17 protein-coding genes are annotated in these 16,885 nt (G+C 71.4%); 4 read left to right on the top strand and 13 right to left on the bottom strand.

The window, feature by feature from the left end; all coding sequences use genetic code 11:
- Nucleotide 1 precedes the first annotated feature (1 nt).
- From FB453_RS30600 to FB453_RS30545, 12 genes are all read right to left on the bottom strand, one after another.
- The gene (locus FB453_RS30600) at nt 2–1,003 is read right to left on the bottom strand and encodes an RNA polymerase subunit sigma-70 (RefSeq protein ID WP_486480531.1); all 1,002 of its coding nucleotides are present in this window, start codon (nt 1,001–1,003) and stop codon (nt 2–4) included.
- A gap of 260 nt (nt 1,004–1,263) precedes the next feature.
- Nucleotides 1,264–2,172: a hypothetical protein gene (locus tag FB453_RS30595; protein ID WP_145795769.1), complete on the bottom strand. Its 909-nt coding sequence runs from the start codon at nt 2,170–2,172 to the stop codon at nt 1,264–1,266.
- Between the two features lie 12 nt (nt 2,173–2,184).
- Nucleotides 2,185–2,973: an SDR family oxidoreductase gene (locus tag FB453_RS30590; protein ID WP_145795767.1), complete on the bottom strand. Its 789-nt coding sequence runs from the start codon at nt 2,971–2,973 to the stop codon at nt 2,185–2,187.
- Nucleotides 2,974–3,054: 81 nt separating this feature from the next.
- Nucleotides 3,055–4,359: an L-fuconate dehydratase gene (locus FB453_RS30585; RefSeq protein WP_145795765.1), complete on the bottom strand. Its 1,305-nt coding sequence runs from the start codon at nt 4,357–4,359 to the stop codon at nt 3,055–3,057.
- Nucleotides 4,359–5,198, bottom strand: a complete 840-nt coding sequence (locus tag FB453_RS30580) for a fumarylacetoacetate hydrolase family protein (protein ID WP_112699682.1) — start codon at nt 5,196–5,198, stop codon at nt 4,359–4,361. The genes FB453_RS30585 and FB453_RS30580 overlap by 1 nt, the downstream gene beginning before the upstream one ends.
- A complete protein-coding gene (locus FB453_RS30575; RefSeq protein WP_145795763.1) occupies nt 5,195–6,037 on the bottom strand; it encodes an amidohydrolase family protein in 843 nt (280 codons plus the stop codon). Before FB453_RS30575 ends, FB453_RS30580 begins: the two co-directional genes overlap by 4 nt.
- Nucleotides 6,034–7,011 (bottom strand): aldo/keto reductase, encoded by a 978-nt coding sequence (locus tag FB453_RS30570; RefSeq protein ID WP_145795761.1) that lies wholly within the window; start codon nt 7,009–7,011, stop codon nt 6,034–6,036. Before FB453_RS30570 ends, FB453_RS30575 begins: the two co-directional genes overlap by 4 nt.
- Nucleotides 7,008–8,540: a sugar ABC transporter ATP-binding protein gene (locus FB453_RS30565; protein WP_145795759.1), complete on the bottom strand. Its 1,533-nt coding sequence runs from the start codon at nt 8,538–8,540 to the stop codon at nt 7,008–7,010. The genes FB453_RS30570 and FB453_RS30565 overlap by 4 nt, the downstream gene beginning before the upstream one ends.
- Nucleotides 8,537–9,478, bottom strand: coding sequence for an ABC transporter permease (locus FB453_RS30560; RefSeq protein ID WP_186718659.1), 942 nt, complete (start codon nt 9,476–9,478; stop codon nt 8,537–8,539). The genes FB453_RS30565 and FB453_RS30560 overlap by 4 nt, the downstream gene beginning before the upstream one ends.
- Nucleotides 9,479–9,483: 5 nt before the next feature.
- Entirely contained in the window at nt 9,484–10,557 is a 1,074-nt protein-coding gene (locus FB453_RS30555) for an ABC transporter permease (RefSeq protein WP_222431435.1), read from the bottom strand.
- The gene (locus FB453_RS30550) at nt 10,554–11,642 is read right to left on the bottom strand and encodes a mandelate racemase/muconate lactonizing enzyme family protein (protein ID WP_145795755.1); all 1,089 of its coding nucleotides are present in this window, start codon (nt 11,640–11,642) and stop codon (nt 10,554–10,556) included. The genes FB453_RS30555 and FB453_RS30550 overlap by 4 nt, the downstream gene beginning before the upstream one ends.
- On the bottom strand, nt 11,642–12,691 hold the full coding sequence (locus FB453_RS30545) for a sugar ABC transporter substrate-binding protein (protein WP_181518577.1): 1,050 nt from the start codon (nt 12,689–12,691) through the stop codon (nt 11,642–11,644). Before FB453_RS30545 ends, FB453_RS30550 begins: the two co-directional genes overlap by 1 nt.
- 124 nt (nt 12,692–12,815) lie before the next feature.
- Between FB453_RS30545 and FB453_RS30540 the strand changes: the two genes are divergently transcribed.
- From FB453_RS30540 to FB453_RS30525, 4 genes are read left to right on the top strand one after another with little or no spacing between them, the layout of a single operon-like run.
- Complete coding sequence (locus FB453_RS30540) at nt 12,816–13,535, top strand: GntR family transcriptional regulator (protein ID WP_145795753.1); 720 nt, start codon at nt 12,816–12,818, stop codon at nt 13,533–13,535.
- Nucleotides 13,536–13,563: 28 nt separating this feature from the next.
- Nucleotides 13,564–14,274, top strand: coding sequence for a (Fe-S)-binding protein (locus tag FB453_RS30535; RefSeq protein WP_112734732.1), 711 nt, complete (start codon nt 13,564–13,566; stop codon nt 14,272–14,274).
- Nucleotides 14,271–15,716: a LutB/LldF family L-lactate oxidation iron-sulfur protein gene (locus FB453_RS30530; protein ID WP_145795751.1), complete on the top strand. Its 1,446-nt coding sequence runs from the start codon at nt 14,271–14,273 to the stop codon at nt 15,714–15,716. The genes FB453_RS30535 and FB453_RS30530 overlap by 4 nt, the downstream gene beginning before the upstream one ends.
- Nucleotides 15,713–16,315, top strand: a complete 603-nt coding sequence (locus FB453_RS30525) for an LUD domain-containing protein (RefSeq protein WP_145795749.1) — start codon at nt 15,713–15,715, stop codon at nt 16,313–16,315. The genes FB453_RS30530 and FB453_RS30525 overlap by 4 nt, the downstream gene beginning before the upstream one ends.
- On the opposite strand, the gene lspA is transcribed toward FB453_RS30525, so the two are convergent.
- Nucleotides 16,304–16,813 (bottom strand): signal peptidase II, encoded by a 510-nt coding sequence (gene lspA / locus FB453_RS30520; RefSeq protein WP_145795747.1) that lies wholly within the window; start codon nt 16,811–16,813, stop codon nt 16,304–16,306. The two genes, FB453_RS30525 and lspA, sit on opposite strands and share 12 nt — an antisense overlap.
- Nucleotides 16,814–16,885: the final 72 nt, after the last annotated feature.

Genomic DNA, 16,885 nt, shown 5'->3' with positions numbered 1-16,885 from the left:
ACTACTCCGTGCCGTCCGCTGGCAGGCGCTCCGGCAGCCCGAGCCGCGGGAACTGGTCGTCGTGGAAGGTGAATACCTCGGTGATTTTGCCGCCGGTGACGCGCAGGACGTCGATCGTCAGCGGCAGGTACGCGCCCTCCTGCTTGCGCCAGTGGTAGAAGGCGACAGCGGGCTGGCGGTTCACCGAGGTGGGGACCGCGCGCAGGCCCGTCATGCCCTCGAAGCCATCCTCGACCCAGCTGTTCACCACCGCGTCGCGGCCGACGTACAGGCCCGGCGTGGGCGGCATCGAGCAGCGGACGTCGTCCCGCAGCAGGCCAGCGAGCACGTCGACGTTCGTGGCCACACTGGCGTCGGTGAAGCGGCGCACCAGCTCGCGCGTGCCGGCGTCCTCCTCGCCGCCGGTCCAGTCCTGCCGCTCGGCGGGCAGGTGCTCCCGCATGCCGGCCCGAGCCCGCTGCAGGGCACTGTTGACCGAGTTGACCGAGTCCCCGAGCAGCTCCGCGACGTCCTTCGCCGGCCAGCCGAGCACGTCCCGCAGGATCAGCACGGCCCGCGGACGCGGCGCGAGATGCTGGACCGCCACCAGGTACGCCAGCTCGATCGTCTCCCGCGCGACGGCGACGGTCTCCGGCTCGTCCGCGTCGCCAGCGGGCAGCTCGTCGAGCAGCCGGTCCGGGTAGGGCTGCAACCACAGCACCTCGCCGCCGGTCGCCGGCTCCGGGCGGCGCTTGGCGAGCAGGTCCAGGCAGGCGTTGGTGGCGATCCGGTACAGCCAGGCCCGGAACGTCGACCGCCCCTCGAACGTCTCCCGTCGCCGCCAGGCACGCAGGAACGTCTCCTGCACGGCGTCCTCGGCGTCCTCGAACGACCCGAGCATCCGGTAGCAGTGCACGTGCAGTTCCCGCCGGTGCCGCTGCGCCAGCCCCGAGAACGCCGGCTCGTCGACCTCGCCCAGACCGCTCACGCCCAGCTCCTCCAGCCGCGTGTCCGCACTCATCACGTCATCCTTCCGCCTCGTCATGTCCTGTCGTAGGTATGACGGGCGCGGACGCGACAACTCATCACTCGGCTTTGATCGAGATGGTGAGCGGTGCTGGGATCATGCTCAGACGCAGCTGGCCTCACGAACCCGCACGGTCGTCGTCGTGGGAGCGGACACCCCGAACAGCGTTATGACTCACAGGCATATTTATAGCTGTGAGTCATAACGTTCGCTGGCGCATCCGCCGCTCGACGGAGCGGTGACGCGCGAGCGTGGTCCTACTGGGCGGTGCCGCCACCCGATCGGCCCGCCTGGGCGGAGGGCCGGTGCGCGATGCGGGGTGCCCGCACGGCGGAGGCGTTGCCGGCGCCGGGGCGGTAGTCCCGTGCCGCGCTGGCCACCATCTCGTCGGCATCGCGAGCGAGCGCCTGCCGGATGTGCGGCGGAACGAACTCGGACGTCGCCATCGCCAGTCGGACCTGCACCGCGCGGTCGTCGACCAGGCGGGCCAGGTCCGCCTCGTCCAGCTCGACGGCCCGCACCAGCGCGGCACGGACGTCGACCACCGGGTCCGCGGCGAGCGCGCTGCGCTGCTCGGCGGTGGTCCGCGGGTTGCGGGCAACCCCCTTGCGTACGCGTGCGGTGCGATCGGCCAGCAGGGCGTTGATCACGTCGGGGTCGTGGGTGTGCGTGGCGAGTCGTTCCCGTACCTCGGGTGACACGTCGTCGATCAGCTTGGCGGCCAGCTCCGGCTCCAGCTCACGACTCTCCGCGAGGAGACCGCGAAGCTCCTTGTCCGAGGTCTGCGACATGACCTGGCGGATCGACTCGTCACAGGCCGGGTTGCCGGCGACCGCCCAGCGGACCCACCGGTCGGCGTCCTTGACCAGGCGCATGAGGTTGGCGATCGAGGTGGAGGGGTTCCTCGCCACGGCCTCCCGGACCTGACGATCATGGTCGCGGGTGAGCGGTCGCAGAGCCTGCGCGGGTGCGTCGGCCCGTGAGGCGACCGCCTTGCGGACCAGGACCGACGGATCAGACGCCAGGTCGATAAGGGTCATTTGTGGCGTTGTGGGGTCCTGAGCGAGCGCGAGCCGAGCGTCAGCGCTGCCACCGATCGGACGGTGGGCGGTGGTGCCGGACCCGCTGTGACGGTCGGCCTCGCCGACGTCCTGCTGTTTCCCCATTCCGCAATCATGTCACGCGCCCGGTTCGGCAGTACCGGCCGCGGGCGGGACCGGGGCGGGCAGGCGCAGGCCGGACATGCCGCCGTCCACCGGCAGCGACGAACCGGTCACCGACCCGGTCGCGGGCGAGGCGAGGTAGACGACGGCGGCGGCCACCTCGTCGGCGGTCACCAGGCGACCGGTCGGCTGCCGGGACGCCAGCTGCCGCTTCTCGGCCGTCGGGTCGGCCGCGCCAGCGAGCAGGCGGGCCACCCAGGGCGTGTCGACGGTGCCCGGGGCGACACAGTTGACCCGGACGCCCTCCGTCACCAGGTCGGCGGCCATGGCGAGGGTGAGGGCGTGCACGGCACCCTTCGACGCCGAGTACAGGGCGCGTCGGGGCAGGCCGACGGTCGCTGCGATCGAGGAGATGTTGACGATCGCCGCGGACGACGACCGGCGCAGGTACGGCAGGGCGACGGCGCTGGTTCGGGCCACCCCGGAGACGTTGACGTTGAGTACCCGGCTCCACTGCTCGTCGTCGTCCTCCTCCACGGTGCCCACGGCCGAGATGCCGGCGTTGTTCACCAGGATGTCGATGCCGCCGAACGCCGCCGCGACCGAGGCGACGGCCGCGCTGAGGGAGGACCGGTCGGCCACGTCCGCCCGGACGCCGAGTACGCCGGGGTCCTCCGGCAACCCGGCCAGTTCCAGGTCCAGGACACCCACCCGGGCGCCGGCGGCGGCGAACGCCCGCACGCAGGCGAGGCCGATTCCCGATCCACCTCCGGTCACCACCGCCACGAGACCGTCACACCGCATACTGCTCTCCCCTTCCGAGTGGTCCGCTGAGGTGACGCACCGCCGTCGATGAGGCCGTGCGGTAGTGCATGTCGAGGTTCGTCAGACCCATGCCGGCCCGTCGGGGTACGCGTACGTGGCGAGGCTCTCCGGACGCATCGCGGCGGAGAACCCGGGGGCGCTGGGTGCCACGTAGTGCCCGTCCTTGATCACCACCGGATCGAGGAAGTGCTCGTGCAGGTGGTCGACGTACTCGACAACCCGGTCGCGCATCGAACCGGACACCGCCACGAAGTCGAACATCGACAGGTGCTGCACCAGCTCGCACAGGCCCACTCCCCCGGCGTGCGGGCACACCGGCACCCCGTACTTCATGGCCAGCAGCAGGATGGCGACGTTCTCGTTCACGCCGCCCACCCGGCAGGCGTCGATCTGCACGACGTCGACGGCGTCGGCCTGGAGCAGCTGTTTGAACACGACCCGGTTCGCGACGTGCTCGCCGGTGGCGACCCGGATCGGCCCGCCGTCGGGTGCGCTGGTGGCCAGGGCGGAACGGATCGCCGCGTGGGCGAGCACGTCGTCGGGGCTGGTCGGCTCCTCGATCCACCACGGGTCGTACGGCGCCAGCTCCCGCATCCGCTCGACCGCCTCGGCGACGTCCCAGCGTTGGTTGGCGTCGAGCGCTATCCGGATCTGCGGGCCGACCGCCTCGCGGGCGATCTTCAGGCGGCGCACGTCGTCGGCGGCGTCCGCGCCCACCTTCAGCTTGATCTGCGTGAACCCGTCGGCCACGGCCTGCCGCGCCAGCCGGACCACCTTGTCGTCGGAGTAGCCGAGCCAGCCGGGTGACGTGGTGTACGCGGGGTAGCCCCGCTCGGTCAGTCGGGCGATCCGGTCGGCCCGGCCCGGCTCGGCGGCGCGCAGGATCTCCAGCGCCTCGTCGGGGGTGAGGGCGTCGGTGAGGTAGCGCCAGTCGACCAGGTCGACGATCTGCTCGGGGCTGAGGTCGGCCAGGTAGCGCCAGACCGGCTTGCCCGCTCTCTTGGCGACCAGGTCCCACATCGCGTTGATGACCGCTGCGGCGGCCAGGTGCATCACGCCCTTCTCCGGGCCGAGCCAGCGCAGCTGGGAGTCCTGGGTGAGCGAGCGGGCGAACACGCCGAGGTCCACGGTGTCCGGGTCGAGGCCGACCACGTACGGCACCAGCGCGTCGATGGCGGCCCGGCAGACGTCGTTGCCCCGCCCGATGGTGAAGGTGAATCCGTGCCCGTCCGGGCCGTCGTCGGTGCTCAGCACCAGGTACGCGGCCGAGTAGTCGGGGTCGGGGTTCATCGCGTCGGAGCCGTCGAGATCCCGCGAGGTCGGGAACCGGACGTCGTACGTGTCGACCGAGGTGATCACCGCCATCAGGCGTCCCGGAGCGTGTTGCGCTGCCGGCCGAGGCCGTCGATCTCGACCTCCATCACGTCGCCGACAGCCAGGTACGGGAACCGACCGGAGAGCGCCACCCCCTGCGGAGTGCCGGTGTTGACGACGTCGCCCGGGTCCAGGACGGTGTACTGGGACAGGTGCCAGATCAGGTACGCCACGTCGAAGATCATGTCTTTGGTGCTGGAGTCCTGGCGGGGCTCGCCGTTGACCCAGGAACGCAGCCGCAGCGCCTGCGGGTCGCCGATCTCGTCGGCGGTGACCAGCCACGGGCCGAGCGGTTGGAACGTCTCGCAGGACTTGCCCTTCGACCACTGGCCGCCGGAGACCGCGAGTTGGAAGTCCCGCTCGGAGACGTCGTTGGACAGCACGTACCCGGCGATGTGCCCGAGGGCGTCGGCCGGTGAGGCGAGGTAGCGGGCCGTCCGGCCGATCACCACCGCCAGCTCCACCTCCCAGTCGGTCTTCGTCGATCCGCGCGGGATCAGGACCTCGTCGTACGGGCCGACGACGGTGTTGGGCGCCTTGTAGAAGATGATCGGGTCGGTCGGTGGCGTGGCGCCCGACTCGGCAGCGTGCGCGGCGTAGTTCTGCCCCACGCAGAGCACCACGCCGGGCCGGGCGATCGGTGCGCCGACCCGCTGACCGGTGACGTCGATCTCGGGCAGGTCGGTGGCCTCGCGGACCCGGCGGACGCCGTCGCCGGCGAGGAACTCGCCGTCAATGTCGGCGGTGAGCGACGAGAGATCGAAGTGCCGCCCATCGACGTACAGCACGGGGCGTTCCCGTCCCACGGGCCCGACGCGCATGAATCTCACGAACCAACCTCCAGTGCATAGGTACGAATTGCGGTGCCGGCCAGGACGTCTGCCCGCTCGGTGGCCGACAGCTCCCCCAGGCTGGCGTCGATCGCCGTCCACGCCTCGGCGTACGAGGCGACGAGGTCACAGACGGGCCAGTCCGAGCCGGCCATCAGCCGGTGCGGGCCGAACAGCTCCAGCGCGGTGTCGACGTACGGCCGGATGTCGGCCACCCGCCACCCGGGGCCGGCCTCGGTGAGCAGGCCGGAGAGCTTCGCGACGACGTTGTCGCAGCCGGCCAGGTCGCGTACCGCTGTGCGCCACTCGGCAAGGCCGGCGGTGGCGATCCTCGGCTTGCCCAGGTGGTCGAGGACGAAGGTGGTGCCCGGCGTGGCCCGCGCCGCCTCGGCGCAGCTGGTCAACTGTCCGACGTGGACGACCAGGTCGAAGGTGAGGCCGGCGGCCCCGATCGCCGCGAGGGCGGCGCGGACGTCGGGGCGGGCCAGGTGCCCGGGGTCGGCGACGCCCTGCACCTGGTCGCGGAGCCCGACCAGCTTCGTCGCGCCGGGCAGCTCGCGGTAGCCGGCGAGGGTGGCGGCGATCGCCGGGTCGGTGAGCGACGCCCAGCCCACCACGCCGGCGATCCGGGGCGTGGTGGCGGCGTGGGCCAGAAACTCGGCGCTCTCCTCGGCGTCGCAGCGGCCCGCCTCGACCAGCACGGTCGCCGTCACCCCGGCCTCGTCCAGCTGGGGTACGAGGTCGGCGATGGTGTAGTCGCGCCGGATCGCCTCCAGGCCGGGTGCGGCGAGCCACTGGTAGTCGGCGGTCCACAGGTGGTGGTGCGCGTCAATGATCACGGCGTCGGCACCTCGCTCGGCAGCAGACCTTCGGCCTTGAGATCGGCCCAGAGGGCGCCGGGCACGTCCCACTCGAACATCGCCACGTTGTCGGCGATCTGCTCCGGGTCCCGGGCGCCGACCACCACGCTGGCGACGGCCGGGTGCCCGAGCGGAAACTGGATCGCCGCGGCCCGCAGCGGTACGCCGTGCCGCTCGCACACGGACCGGATCGCTGTGGCCCGGTCGAGCAGCCGCTGCTCGGCCGGGGCGTAGTCGTAGTGGGCGCCCGGTGTCGGGTCGGCCAGCAGGCCCGAGTTGTAGACCCCGGCGGCGATGATCGCGATCCCCTTCGCATGAGCCAGCGGCAGCAGCTCGTCGAGGCCGGACTGGTCGAGCAGCGTGTACCGGCCGGCGAGCATGAAGCAGTCGAAGTCGCCCGCGTGGGCCAGCTCGACCAGCGCCGGGGCCTGGTTCATCCCGGCGCTGACCGCGCCGATCTCGCCGGCCTCCCGCAACTGCGCCAACGTCGGGTACGCCCCGGCGACCGCCTCGGCGAGGTGGTCGTCCGGGTCGTGGATGTGCGCGATGTCGATCCGGTTCAGCCCCAACCGGGCCAGGCTCTCCGCGTGGGAACGACGTACCCCGGCGACGGAGAAGTCGAACCGCGGCGTGAGGTTGGTCGTCTCGGCCCAGAACTCCTGCCGGTCACCACCGTCGGGGACGAGCAGCCGACCCACCTTTGTGGAGACTGTGAACGCGTCGCGCGGCTTGCCGGCGAGGACCGCCCCGGCGCGCCGCTCGGAGAGGCCGCAGCCGTAGAGCGGGGCGGTGTCGAAATAGCGGAGCCCCAGATCCCAGGCCGCCTCCACCGTGGCGTGGGCGACCTCGTCACCGACGGCGTCGAACATTCCGCCGATCGGGGCGAGGCCCAGCCCGAGCCGGGTCACCACCACGTCGGTACGCCCAAGTGTCACTGGTTCGGTGGCCTTCACGCGACGACCCCCTGCCCGTCGTGGATGAACCGGATCACCGACTGACTCATCCGGTCGTAGTCGTGGTCGTTGTCCAGTTCACCAACAATGGCGAACTCCCGCATCACGGCGATCCGGTCGGCGAGGGTGACCATCTCCGGCAGGTCCGACGAGATCAGAAGGATGGCCATTCCCCGCGCGGCCAGGCCAGCGATCAACTCGTGGAAGGCGGCCTTGGTGCGTACGTCGATGCCGACGGTGGGCTCGTCGATGATGAGCACGTCGCAGTCGGCCGCCAGCCACTTGGCCAGGCTGACCTTCTGCTGGTTGCCGCCGGAGAGCTGACCGGCGTGCTGGTCGGGCGAGGCGAGTCGGATGCCCAGCCGATCGGCGTACTCGTCGACCAGGGACCGCTCCGCCCGGTCCCGGACCAGCCCGAGCCGGGCCAGCTTGCGCCACACCGTCACGGCCGTGTTGCGGGCCACGGCCTGGTCCAGGAAGAGGCCCTCCTCCTTGCGGTTCTCGGTGACGTAGCCGATCCGGTACCGGTGCAGGGCATCGCCCACGTCCCGGATCCGGGCCGGACGGCCGTGTACCCGCACCTCCCCGGCGGTGATCTGGTCGAGGCCGAGCAGCGCCTTGGCCAGCTCGCTGCGGCCGGCGCCGACCAGCCCGTACAGGCCGACGATCTCACCGGGGCGGACGGCGAGGCTGACGTCGTGGTGGCCGGCGGTGGTGGCGACGGCATCGAGGGCCAGCGCCGGTTCGACATCCGCCGCGACGGTCCGGGGGGCGAGGTGCACCTGCTGGTACGCCCGGCCGACCATCAGGTCGACGATCTCCTCGCGGCTGTGGTCGGCGAGGGGTTCCGCCTCGGCGACGCTGCGCCCGTCGCGCAGCACTGTCACCGTGTCGGCGACCGCGAAGACCTCCTCCAGTTTGTGGCTGACCAGCACTGTGGCGTGGCCCCGCTCGGACAGGCGACGAACGATGCCGTAGAGCCGGTCGGCCTCGTCGTTGGTCAGCGACGCGGTCGGTTCGTCGAGCAGCAGCACTGTCGAATCCGCCGACAACGCCTTGGCGATCTCCACCAGTTGCAGCTGGGCCACCGACAGCCGCGACACCGGCAGGTCGGGGTCCAGGTCGAGGTCGAGCAGGTCGAGGCAACGGCGGGCCTCGGTACGCAGCGCCGCCCGGTCGAGCAGGCCGGCGCGGCGGGGCAGGTGTTGCAGGCAGATGTTCTCGGCGACGCTGAACGCCGGGATCAGGTTCCGCTCCTGGTGCACGACACCGATGCCGGCCCGCTGGGCGTCCTGCGGGTTGCCCAGCTGCACCGCGCGCAGCTCGCCGTCGGGCCCGGGCAGCCGCAACTGCCCACCGTCCGGTCGGTACACCCCGGTCAGGATCTTGATCAGGGTGCTCTTGCCGGCGCCGTTCTCGCCGAGCAGCGCGTGCACGCTGCCGGCGGTCAGGGACAGCGTCGCCTCGTCCAGGGCGCGTACCCCGGGGAACGTCTTGACCAGTTTCTCGGCGGACAGCACGACGCTCATCGTGGACCTCCGGAGAGCTTGTCGCGGAACTGACCGAGCAGCACGGCGCCGAGGACGACAGCGCCGATGATGAGATCCACCCACCGTCGGTTGATGTCGAACTGCGACTGGCTCACGTCGACCAGCCGCACCAGGAAGGCGGCGAGCACCGTGCCGGTCACGCTGATCATGCCGCCGGCCAGGGCCACCCCGCCGATGATCGGCGCGGCGAAGCTGGGCAGCAACAGGTCGTCGCCGATCGAGGCGTTCACCGAGCCGAAGGCGGCCACCACGATCACCGCGGCGAAGCCGGCCAGCAGCCCCGACAGGGTGTGGGCCAGCACCAGCGCCCGGTCGTTGGAGATGCCCGACAGCCGGGCGGCGAACGGGTTGCCGCCGGAGGCGAGCAGGTGCCGTCCGGGCACTGTGCGCCGGAAGAAGAGGGCGACCGCGACAGCGATCGCGACCGCCAGCAGGAAGACCACTGGTACGCCGGCCACTGACGCCTGCCCGAACTCGCGCAGGCCGGGCGAGTAGCCCTGGTAGGTGCCGGTGCCGTTCACCCCGTACCGCAGCCCTTCGAGGATCGTCATGGTGGCGAGGGTGACGATGAACCCGTTGATCCGGGTGAAGATCACCAACAGGCCGTTGACCAGCCCGACGACAGCGCCGAGGACAAGCGCGGCGAGCACCGCGACCGGGGCGGGCAGCCCCGCGTCGACCATCAGCCAGCCCGATGCCACCGCGCAGAACCCGGTGAGCACACCCACCGAGAGGTTCATCTGACCGACGGCGAGCACCACCATCTGGGCCAGGCCGATGACGATCGGCAGGGCGAGGAAGCGCAGAAAGGCGTCCAGGGTGCCGGCGGTGAGCAGGTTGAAGTCGGTGGCGACAGCGAGTGCCGCGAACCCGAGCGCCGCGATCACCGCGAGGGTGAACTCGTTGGTGCGGATCACGCTCCTCATGATGATGACACCGCCCTTCGCTCGGCGAGCACGGCCCGTAGCCGGTCCAGCGACAACGCCGCGAGCAACACGAGTCCGATGTAGAGCTTCAGCTCCTCCAGGGAGAACTGGAGCAGGTTGAGGCCCTTGTAGATGACCTGGGTGAGGGTCGCGCCGAGCGCGGTGCCGAGGACGCTGACCGCACCACCGGCGAGCAGCGTCCCACCGAGCACCGGGGCCAGGAACGACGGCAGCAGGAACGACTCCCCGATGTTGGCGGAGAAGGCGCCGTTGTTGGCGGCGAGCAGGAACCCGGCCAGTGCGGCGAGCAGCCCGCTCAACGCGTGCGCGGCGACGACCCGGCGGTGCGTGGGGATGCCGGACAGCTCGGCGGCGACCGTGTTGGAGCCGGTCATCAGGATCTCCCGGCCCAGCCGGGCGTGCCGGAACAGCAGCCCCACACCGAGCGCCGCGGCGACCGCGATCGGCAGGACCAGCGGGATGCGGGGCCCGCAGACCTCGCCCATGCAGTAGTCGGCGAAGGTGTCGAAGCGCAGGGCGGAGAGCCCACTCGGCTGCACCGCGAACGACACCCCGCCGGTCGCCCAGGTGTAGAGGATCGTGACCAGGCCCAGCAGCCCGAAGTCGAGCGCGAGGGTGACCACGAAGGAGTTCACGCCGGTCTTGGCGATGAGCAGGCCGGCGAGCGCGCCGATGCCCGCCCCGACGGCGAGACCCACGAGCAGTCCGACCAGCAGTGGGACGCCGAGCCGGTCGTAGGCCAGGCCCATCGCGAAGGTGGACAGCGCGGCCATCCGGCCCACTGCCATGTTCATGTGCCCGAGCGAGAGCACGGCGAGCTGGGCGAGACCGACCACGACGTACACGCTGATGTCGGCCTGCAGCGGTGCCAGGGTGAGGCGGGGGTCGAGGAACGCGGGGGTGAGCGACGAGAAGAGGACGACCAGCACGGCGATGACGATGAGCAGGCCGAGCCGGGGGTTCGCCCAGACCGGCAGGGCCCTGGCCGGCGGCCTGGGCTCCGCGGCCGGAGGCACCGCCGGCGCCTCCGGCGCTGTTTCCGTCTTCACGCCACCCTCCTGTCCTCGATCGCGTCGCGGTCCCAGTCGATGCCGAGGCCCGGCTCGCCGGGGGCGAGCGCGTGGCCGTCGACGATCGCGATCTCGGTCCGGGTGATCGCGCGCAGTTGCGGGATGTGCTCGACGTAGCGGCTGTTCGGCACGGCCGCGCAGAGGCTCACGTGCAGTTCCATCAGGAAGTGCGGGCAGACCACCACGTTGCACGCCTCGGCCAGGTGCGCCACCTTGAGCCACGGGGTGATGCCACCGATGCGCGCGACGTCGACCTGGACGACGCCGGCCGCCTGCCGGCGTAGGTACTCGGCGAACTGGCCGATCGAGTACATCGACTCTCCGACCGCGACCGGGATGCTCGTCGCGCGGGCCAGCAGCTCGTGCCCGGCTACGTCGTCGGCGGGCAACGGCTCCTCGAACCAGGCGAGCTGGTGCGGTTCGAGCAGCCGGGCCCGACGGATCGCCTCGGCGGCGGTCAGCGACTGGTTGGCGTCGACCATCACGTCGAAGTGGTCGCCGAGGGCCGCCCGGACCGCGCCTATGCGAGCGGCGTCCTCGGCCGGGTTGGGCTTGCCGACCTTCAGCTTGACGCCGGGCCAGCCGGCCGCCTGGGACGCCTTCGCGCCGGCGACCAGCTCGTCCTCGGTGAGGTGCAGCCAGCCACCCTCGGTGTCGTACAACGGGATGCGGTCCTTCGCGCCGCCGGCGAGCACCCACAGCGGCAGGTCGGCGGCGCGGGCGCGCAGGTCCCACAGCGCGGTGTCGATCGCGGCGAGCGCCAACGAGGTGATGGCCCCGACCGCTGTGGCGCGGGTGGCGGCGTGCAGGTCCCGCCAGACCGCCTCCACCCGGGCGGCATCCCGGCCGACCAGGTGCGGCAGCAGGTAGTCGCGCAGCAGCGCGAGCACCGCCGTGCCGCCGGTCCCGATCGTGTACGCGTACCCCGTGCCGTGCCCGCCGTCGGCCGTGCGCACTTCGACGAAGAGCGTCTCCTGTTTGAGGAACGCCTGTACCGCGTCGGTGCGGACGGTCTCGACGGGAATGTCGACGAGGTACGCCTCGGCCCCGGTGATTGTCGACATCAGCTGCACTTGAGCAGGTCGCCGTCGAACTTCTTGCGCAGTGCCTCGGTGGTGGCGGTGCGGTCGGCCTCGTAGCCGTCCAGGTTGTCAGTGGTCACCACGAACGAGCCCGAGTCGATTGTCACTCCGGGCTCGGCCATGGTGCAGCCGCCGCTGAGCTTCATCAGGGCGTACGAGCCGACCTGGGCCTGACCGACCGGGTTCTGCAGGACGGTGGCGGCCACCGAGCCGCCGCGCAGCCCGTCGAGGACCGTCGGGTCGTCGTCGATGGCGATGACCTTGATGGGCAGCTTCGACTGGCGGACCCCCTCGGCCGAGGCGACCGCCGGGTTGTAGGCGGTGTTCACGATCGCCTGGATCTGGCGGCCCTTCGCGGCGAGCAGGTCGGCCACGGCCCTCTGCGCGCTCTGCAGATCCTTGTCGATGTCGGTGACGCTCTGGAGCAGTGTCACCTTGCCGCCGGTTTCGGCGACCGCCTTCTCCACGCCCGCGATCCGGCGCTGGGTGTTGGAGTCGACCTTGTTTCCGGTCAGGTGCACCAGGTTGCCCTGACCGCCCATCGCGTCGATGGCAGCCTTGGCGCCCTTGTAGGCGGCGACCTCCACGTCGGTGGAGAGACAGAAGTCGGCCTTGTTGGCCCCGGCCGGGCAGGAGGCAAGCGAGCCGACGGGGAAGCCCTGCCGCTTGAGGTCCTCGAAGGTGGAGTTGATGTTGTCCGGCGAGACGCCGAAGACGCCGAAGGCGTTGTAGCCCTGCGCTGCCAGGGACTTGAGCACGTCGTTCTGCTTGGTCTGGTCCCAGCCCGCGGTCTCGTTGAAGGTGACGTCGCCGAGAGCCAGCTCCGTCTTGGCCTTGGCCCCGGCGTCCTTCCAGGGCTGGAAGTACGGATGCGAGCCGCCGGGTACGAGCGCGACCTTGACCTGCGCCGGTTCCCGGCCACCGGCTTCGGCGTCGGTGGTGTCGCTCTTCTTCGTGCAGGCCACAGTGGTCGTGGCGAGGGCCACGACGGTCAGGCCGGAGCCGATTCGGGACAGCATTCTGCGCGACATGTTCGTCTCCTCGGGGGTGGTGGTGGCGAGACGGTGGCGAGGGAACCTATTTCCTATAGGATGTTGCTTTGCTAGTGTGTACTCGCTCACACCGGCACAGTCAAGGGGTTGCTGAGGAGACGAGATGGCCCAGCAGGAACCTCGCGAGGGTCGACTCCGTCCCGCCCGTCGACTCACCCTCACCGAGGACGTCTACGAGTCGATAAAGACGCTGGTCATGGACCACATCCTTCCCCCCGGCGAACGGGTCAACATCGACGCGCTGGCCCGGGAGCTGGACGTCTCCCCCACCCCGGTCCGCGAGGCCCTCGCCCGGCTGGAGGCCGACGGCCTGGTCCGTAAACGCCCGCTCTCCGGCTACACCACCACGCCGCTGCTGAGCCGCGCCGAGTTCGACGACCTGTTCGACGTCCGCCAACTGCTGGAGGGCGCCACCGCCGGACGGGCCGCCACGCACGCCTCCGCCGAAGCCCGCCAACGGATCAGCACCGAGGCGGCGGCGAGCATCGACGTGGAGGCCGGCGACGGCTATCGCCGACACGCCGCCTTCACCGCGCTGGACGCGAAGTTCCACGACCTGATCGCCGAGGTCTCCGGCAGCCCTCTGCTGCGGGACACCATCACGCGGCTGCACTCACACCTGCACCTGCACCGGCTGTACTTCCCGGTCGCCGGCGCGCCGGACACCAACACCGAGCACCAGCGCATCGCCGCCGCCATCGTCGCCGGGGACGCGGCAGCCGCCACCGAGGCGATGCGCGCCCACCTCAGCGCCGCCCGGGAGCGTCACCTGCCCGCCTTCGACCAGCTCTCCAGCCCCAGAACACCGCGCGACTCGGCGTGACCCACCCCCACACCTCCGAGGAGCCGCCATGCGGATCGCCCTCTTCATCACCTGCGTCAACGACCTCGCGTTCCCGGCCACCGGCATCGCGGTCACCCGCATCCTGCGGCGACTCGGCCACACCGTCGAGTTCCCCGCCGAGCAGACCTGTTGCGGGCAGATGCACGCCAACACGGGTTACCGGGCCGAGGCCATGCCGATGGTGCGCAACTACGTCGACGTCTTCGACTCCTACGACGCCATCGTCGCGCCGTCCGGGTCGTGCACCGCGATGATCCGCGACCAGTACCCGAGCCTGCACCCGCCCGCCACCTCGGTGGCCGCCCGCACGTACGAGCTGTCCGAGTTGCTCGTCGACGTTCTCGGCGTCACCGACGTCGGCGCCGAGTTCCGGGAGACGGTCACCTACCACCCGACCTGCCACGGCCTGCGCCTGCTGCGCCTCGGTGACCGGCCGCTGACCCTGCTGCGCCAGGTGCGCGGAATCAAGCTGGTCGAGCTGGGCGACGCCGAGGAGTGCTGTGGTTTCGGCGGCACGTTCGCCCTGAAGAACCCGGACGTCTCCACCGCGATGCTCACCGACAAGTGCGCCCGGGTCCGCGACACCGGCGCACGGGTGCTCGCCGCGGCCGACAACTCCTGCCTGGCGCACATCGGCGGCGGCCTCGACCGCCACCGGTCGGGCGTACGGGCCGTGCACTACGCCGAGATTCTCGCCGAGACGGGAGCCACCTCATGAACCCACCGGTCGCACCCGCCACCGGGGGCGGGCGGATCCGCACGCCGCTGCCGTTTCCCACCGCCGCCAAGCCGGCCGTCGCCGACACGCAACTCCGGGCCAACCTGCACCGGGCCACCCGCACCATCCGGGCCAAGCGAGCCCGGGTCGTCGACGAGGTACCCGACTGGGAGGCCCTGCGCGACGCCGGCTCGGCGATCAAGGCGGACGTCCAACGTCGGTTGCCGGAGCTGCTGGAGCAGTTCGAGGCGTCCGCCACCGCTGCCGGCGCCACAGTGCACTGGGCCCGCGACGCGGCCGAGGCGTGCCGGATCGTGGTCGCGTTGACCCGGGCCGCCGGGGCCGACGAGGTCGTGAAGGTCAAGTCGATGGCGACCCAGGAGATCGAGCTCAACGAGGCGCTGGAGGCCGCCGGGATCGCGGCGTACGAGACCGACCTGGCGGAACTGATCGTGCAGCTGGGCGACGACACCCCCTCGCACATCCTGGTGCCGGCGATCCACTACAACCGGGCCCAGATCCGGGAGATCTTCCAGCGTCGCATGGCCGACGCGCCGGCCGACCTGAGCGACGAACCGGCCGCGCTGGCCGAGGCGGCCCGCGCGCACCTGCGGCGACGTTTCCTCTCGGCCCGGGTCGCCGTTTCCGGCGCGAACTTCGCCGTCGCCGACACCGGCACGCTCGTGGTGGTGGAGTCCGAGGGCAACGGCCGCATGTGCCTCACCCTCCCCGAGACGCTGATCAGCGTCGTCGGCGTCGAGAAGCTGCTGCCGACCTTCACCGACCTGGAGGTCTTCCTGCAACTGCTGCCGCGATCCTCGACCGGCGAGCGGATGAACCCGTACACCTCGATGTGGACCGGTGTCACCCTGGGCGACGGCCCGCAGGACGTGCACATCGTGCTCGTCGACAATGGTCGGTCCGCGGTGCTCGCCGACCCGGTCGGGCGGCCGGCACTGTCCTGCATCCGCTGTTCCGCGTGCCTCAACGTCTGCCCGGTGTACGAGCGGGCCGGCGGGCACGCGTACGGCTCGGTGTATCCGGGGCCGATCGGGGCGATCCTGTCGCCGCAGCTGACCGGCGTGGCCGACAACGCCTCGCTGCCGTACGCGTCGACCCTCTGCGGCGCCTGCTACGACGTGTGCCCCGTGAAGATCAACATTCCGGAGATCCTTGTCCACCTCCGCCAGCAGGCACCGCATCCGCCCGCCGAACGGGCCACCATGCGCGTCCTGTCCTGGGTGATGCGCAGCCCCCGACGGTGGGCCGCCGCCCTGCGCCTGGCCCGGGCCAGCGCGGGCCCGCTCGGGGCGTACCGTGAGCGGCGCACCGGCGCTCGGACGCTGCGGCGACTGCCCTGGCCCGCCTCAGCGTGGACCCGGTCGCGCGACCTGCCGCTGCCCGCGTCGCAGACCTTCCGGGAATGGTGGGGTAAGCAGTGAGCGCACGTGACGAGATCCTGGCGCGGCTCCGGACGGCGCTGGCCGACAGCCCGCCGCCGGTGGAGGTGCCCCGCCGGTACCGACGGGTCGACGACCGCACCGACCTGATCGGGACCCTGGTCGACCGCCTGGAGGACTACCGGGCGGTCGTCCACCGGGGCATCGACGCCCTCCCCCGGCTGCTCAGCGAGGTCGACCGGCTCGCCGTCCCCATCGACGTCCCCGCCGACTGGCTGGCCGGCTACGCCGGAGAGCTGCACCGCGACGCGCCCCCGCTGTCGGCGGCCGCGCTCGACGACCTGGACGCGGTCCTGACCGGCTGCGCCGTCGTGGTCGCTGACACGGGAACCATCATCCTGGACGCCGGCCCGGCGCAGGGGCGGCGCGCGCTCACCCTGGTGCCCGACCGGCACATCTGCGTCGTCCGCACCGACCAGGTTGTCGGTCTGCTGCCGGAGGCGCTCACCCGACTGGACCCGCGCGCCCCGCTGACCTGGATCTCCGGCCCGTCCGCGACCAGCGACATCGAGCTCAACCGGGTTGAGGGAGTGCACGGCCCGCGCCGGCTGGAGGTCGTCCTGCTCGGCTCAGGAGCCTGACGACGACACCTGCTCGTCACTGCGGGTCTCGCCCGCCGTCGCGCGCAGCGGAATGCCACGCACGTTGAGCAGCATGATGATGCCCACGCCGACCACCAGGGCGATGTCGGCGACGTTGCCGACGAAGAACCCGGCGTAGTCGATGAAGTCCACCACGTGCCCGCGGGCGAACCCCGGCTCCCGGAAGAGTCGGTCCAGCAGGTGCGTCACCGCGCCGCCGAGCACCAGGCCCAACGCCACGGCCCAGGCGCGCGACGTGACCCGCCACGCCACGACCGTCACCGCGACCACCGCCGCCGCCGCGAACACGGCGAAAATCCAGGTGTACGCGGAGCCGATCGAGAAGGCGGCGCCCGGGTTGTACACGAGTCGCAGTTGCAGCAGGTCACCGAGAACGGTGATGTTCTGGCCGCCGGAAAGCGCGGACTCGGCCCAGTACTTGGTGAGCTGATCCGCGGCGAGCACCACAGCAGCGATCAACACGACAGCGCGGAACATCCAGGAACCCTAGCCGCTCACCGGTGACCGTCACCACCGACGGATGGCTCCTCATCAATCACGTGTTGCGCG

The sequence above is a fragment of the Micromonospora sp. CNZ322 genome (genome assembly GCF_007827755.1).
This window is presented reverse-complemented; position numbering and strand designations above follow the sequence as displayed.

Coding starts and splice junctions, on each gene's coding strand:
- FB453_RS30595 (WP_145795769.1), bottom strand. CDS start 2,172: ATGGGGAAACAGCAGGACGTCGGCGAGGCCGACCGTCACAGCGGGTCC.
- FB453_RS30590 (WP_145795767.1), bottom strand. CDS start 2,973: ATGCGGTGTGACGGTCTCGTGGCGGTGGTGACCGGAGGTGGATCGGGA.
- FB453_RS30585 (WP_145795765.1), bottom strand. CDS start 4,359: ATGGCGGTGATCACCTCGGTCGACACGTACGACGTCCGGTTCCCGACC.
- FB453_RS30565 (WP_145795759.1), bottom strand. CDS start 8,540: ATGAGCGTCGTGCTGTCCGCCGAGAAACTGGTCAAGACGTTCCCCGGG.
- FB453_RS30550 (WP_145795755.1), bottom strand. CDS start 11,642: ATGTCGACAATCACCGGGGCCGAGGCGTACCTCGTCGACATTCCCGTC.
- FB453_RS30545 (WP_181518577.1), bottom strand. CDS start 12,691: ATGTCGCGCAGAATGCTGTCCCGAATCGGCTCCGGCCTGACCGTCGTG.
- FB453_RS30540 (WP_145795753.1), top strand. CDS start 12,816: ATGGCCCAGCAGGAACCTCGCGAGGGTCGACTCCGTCCCGCCCGTCGA.
- FB453_RS30535 (WP_112734732.1), top strand. CDS start 13,564: ATGCGGATCGCCCTCTTCATCACCTGCGTCAACGACCTCGCGTTCCCG.
- FB453_RS30530 (WP_145795751.1), top strand. CDS start 14,271: ATGAACCCACCGGTCGCACCCGCCACCGGGGGCGGGCGGATCCGCACG.
- lspA (WP_145795747.1), bottom strand. CDS start 16,813: ATGTTCCGCGCTGTCGTGTTGATCGCTGCTGTGGTGCTCGCCGCGGAT.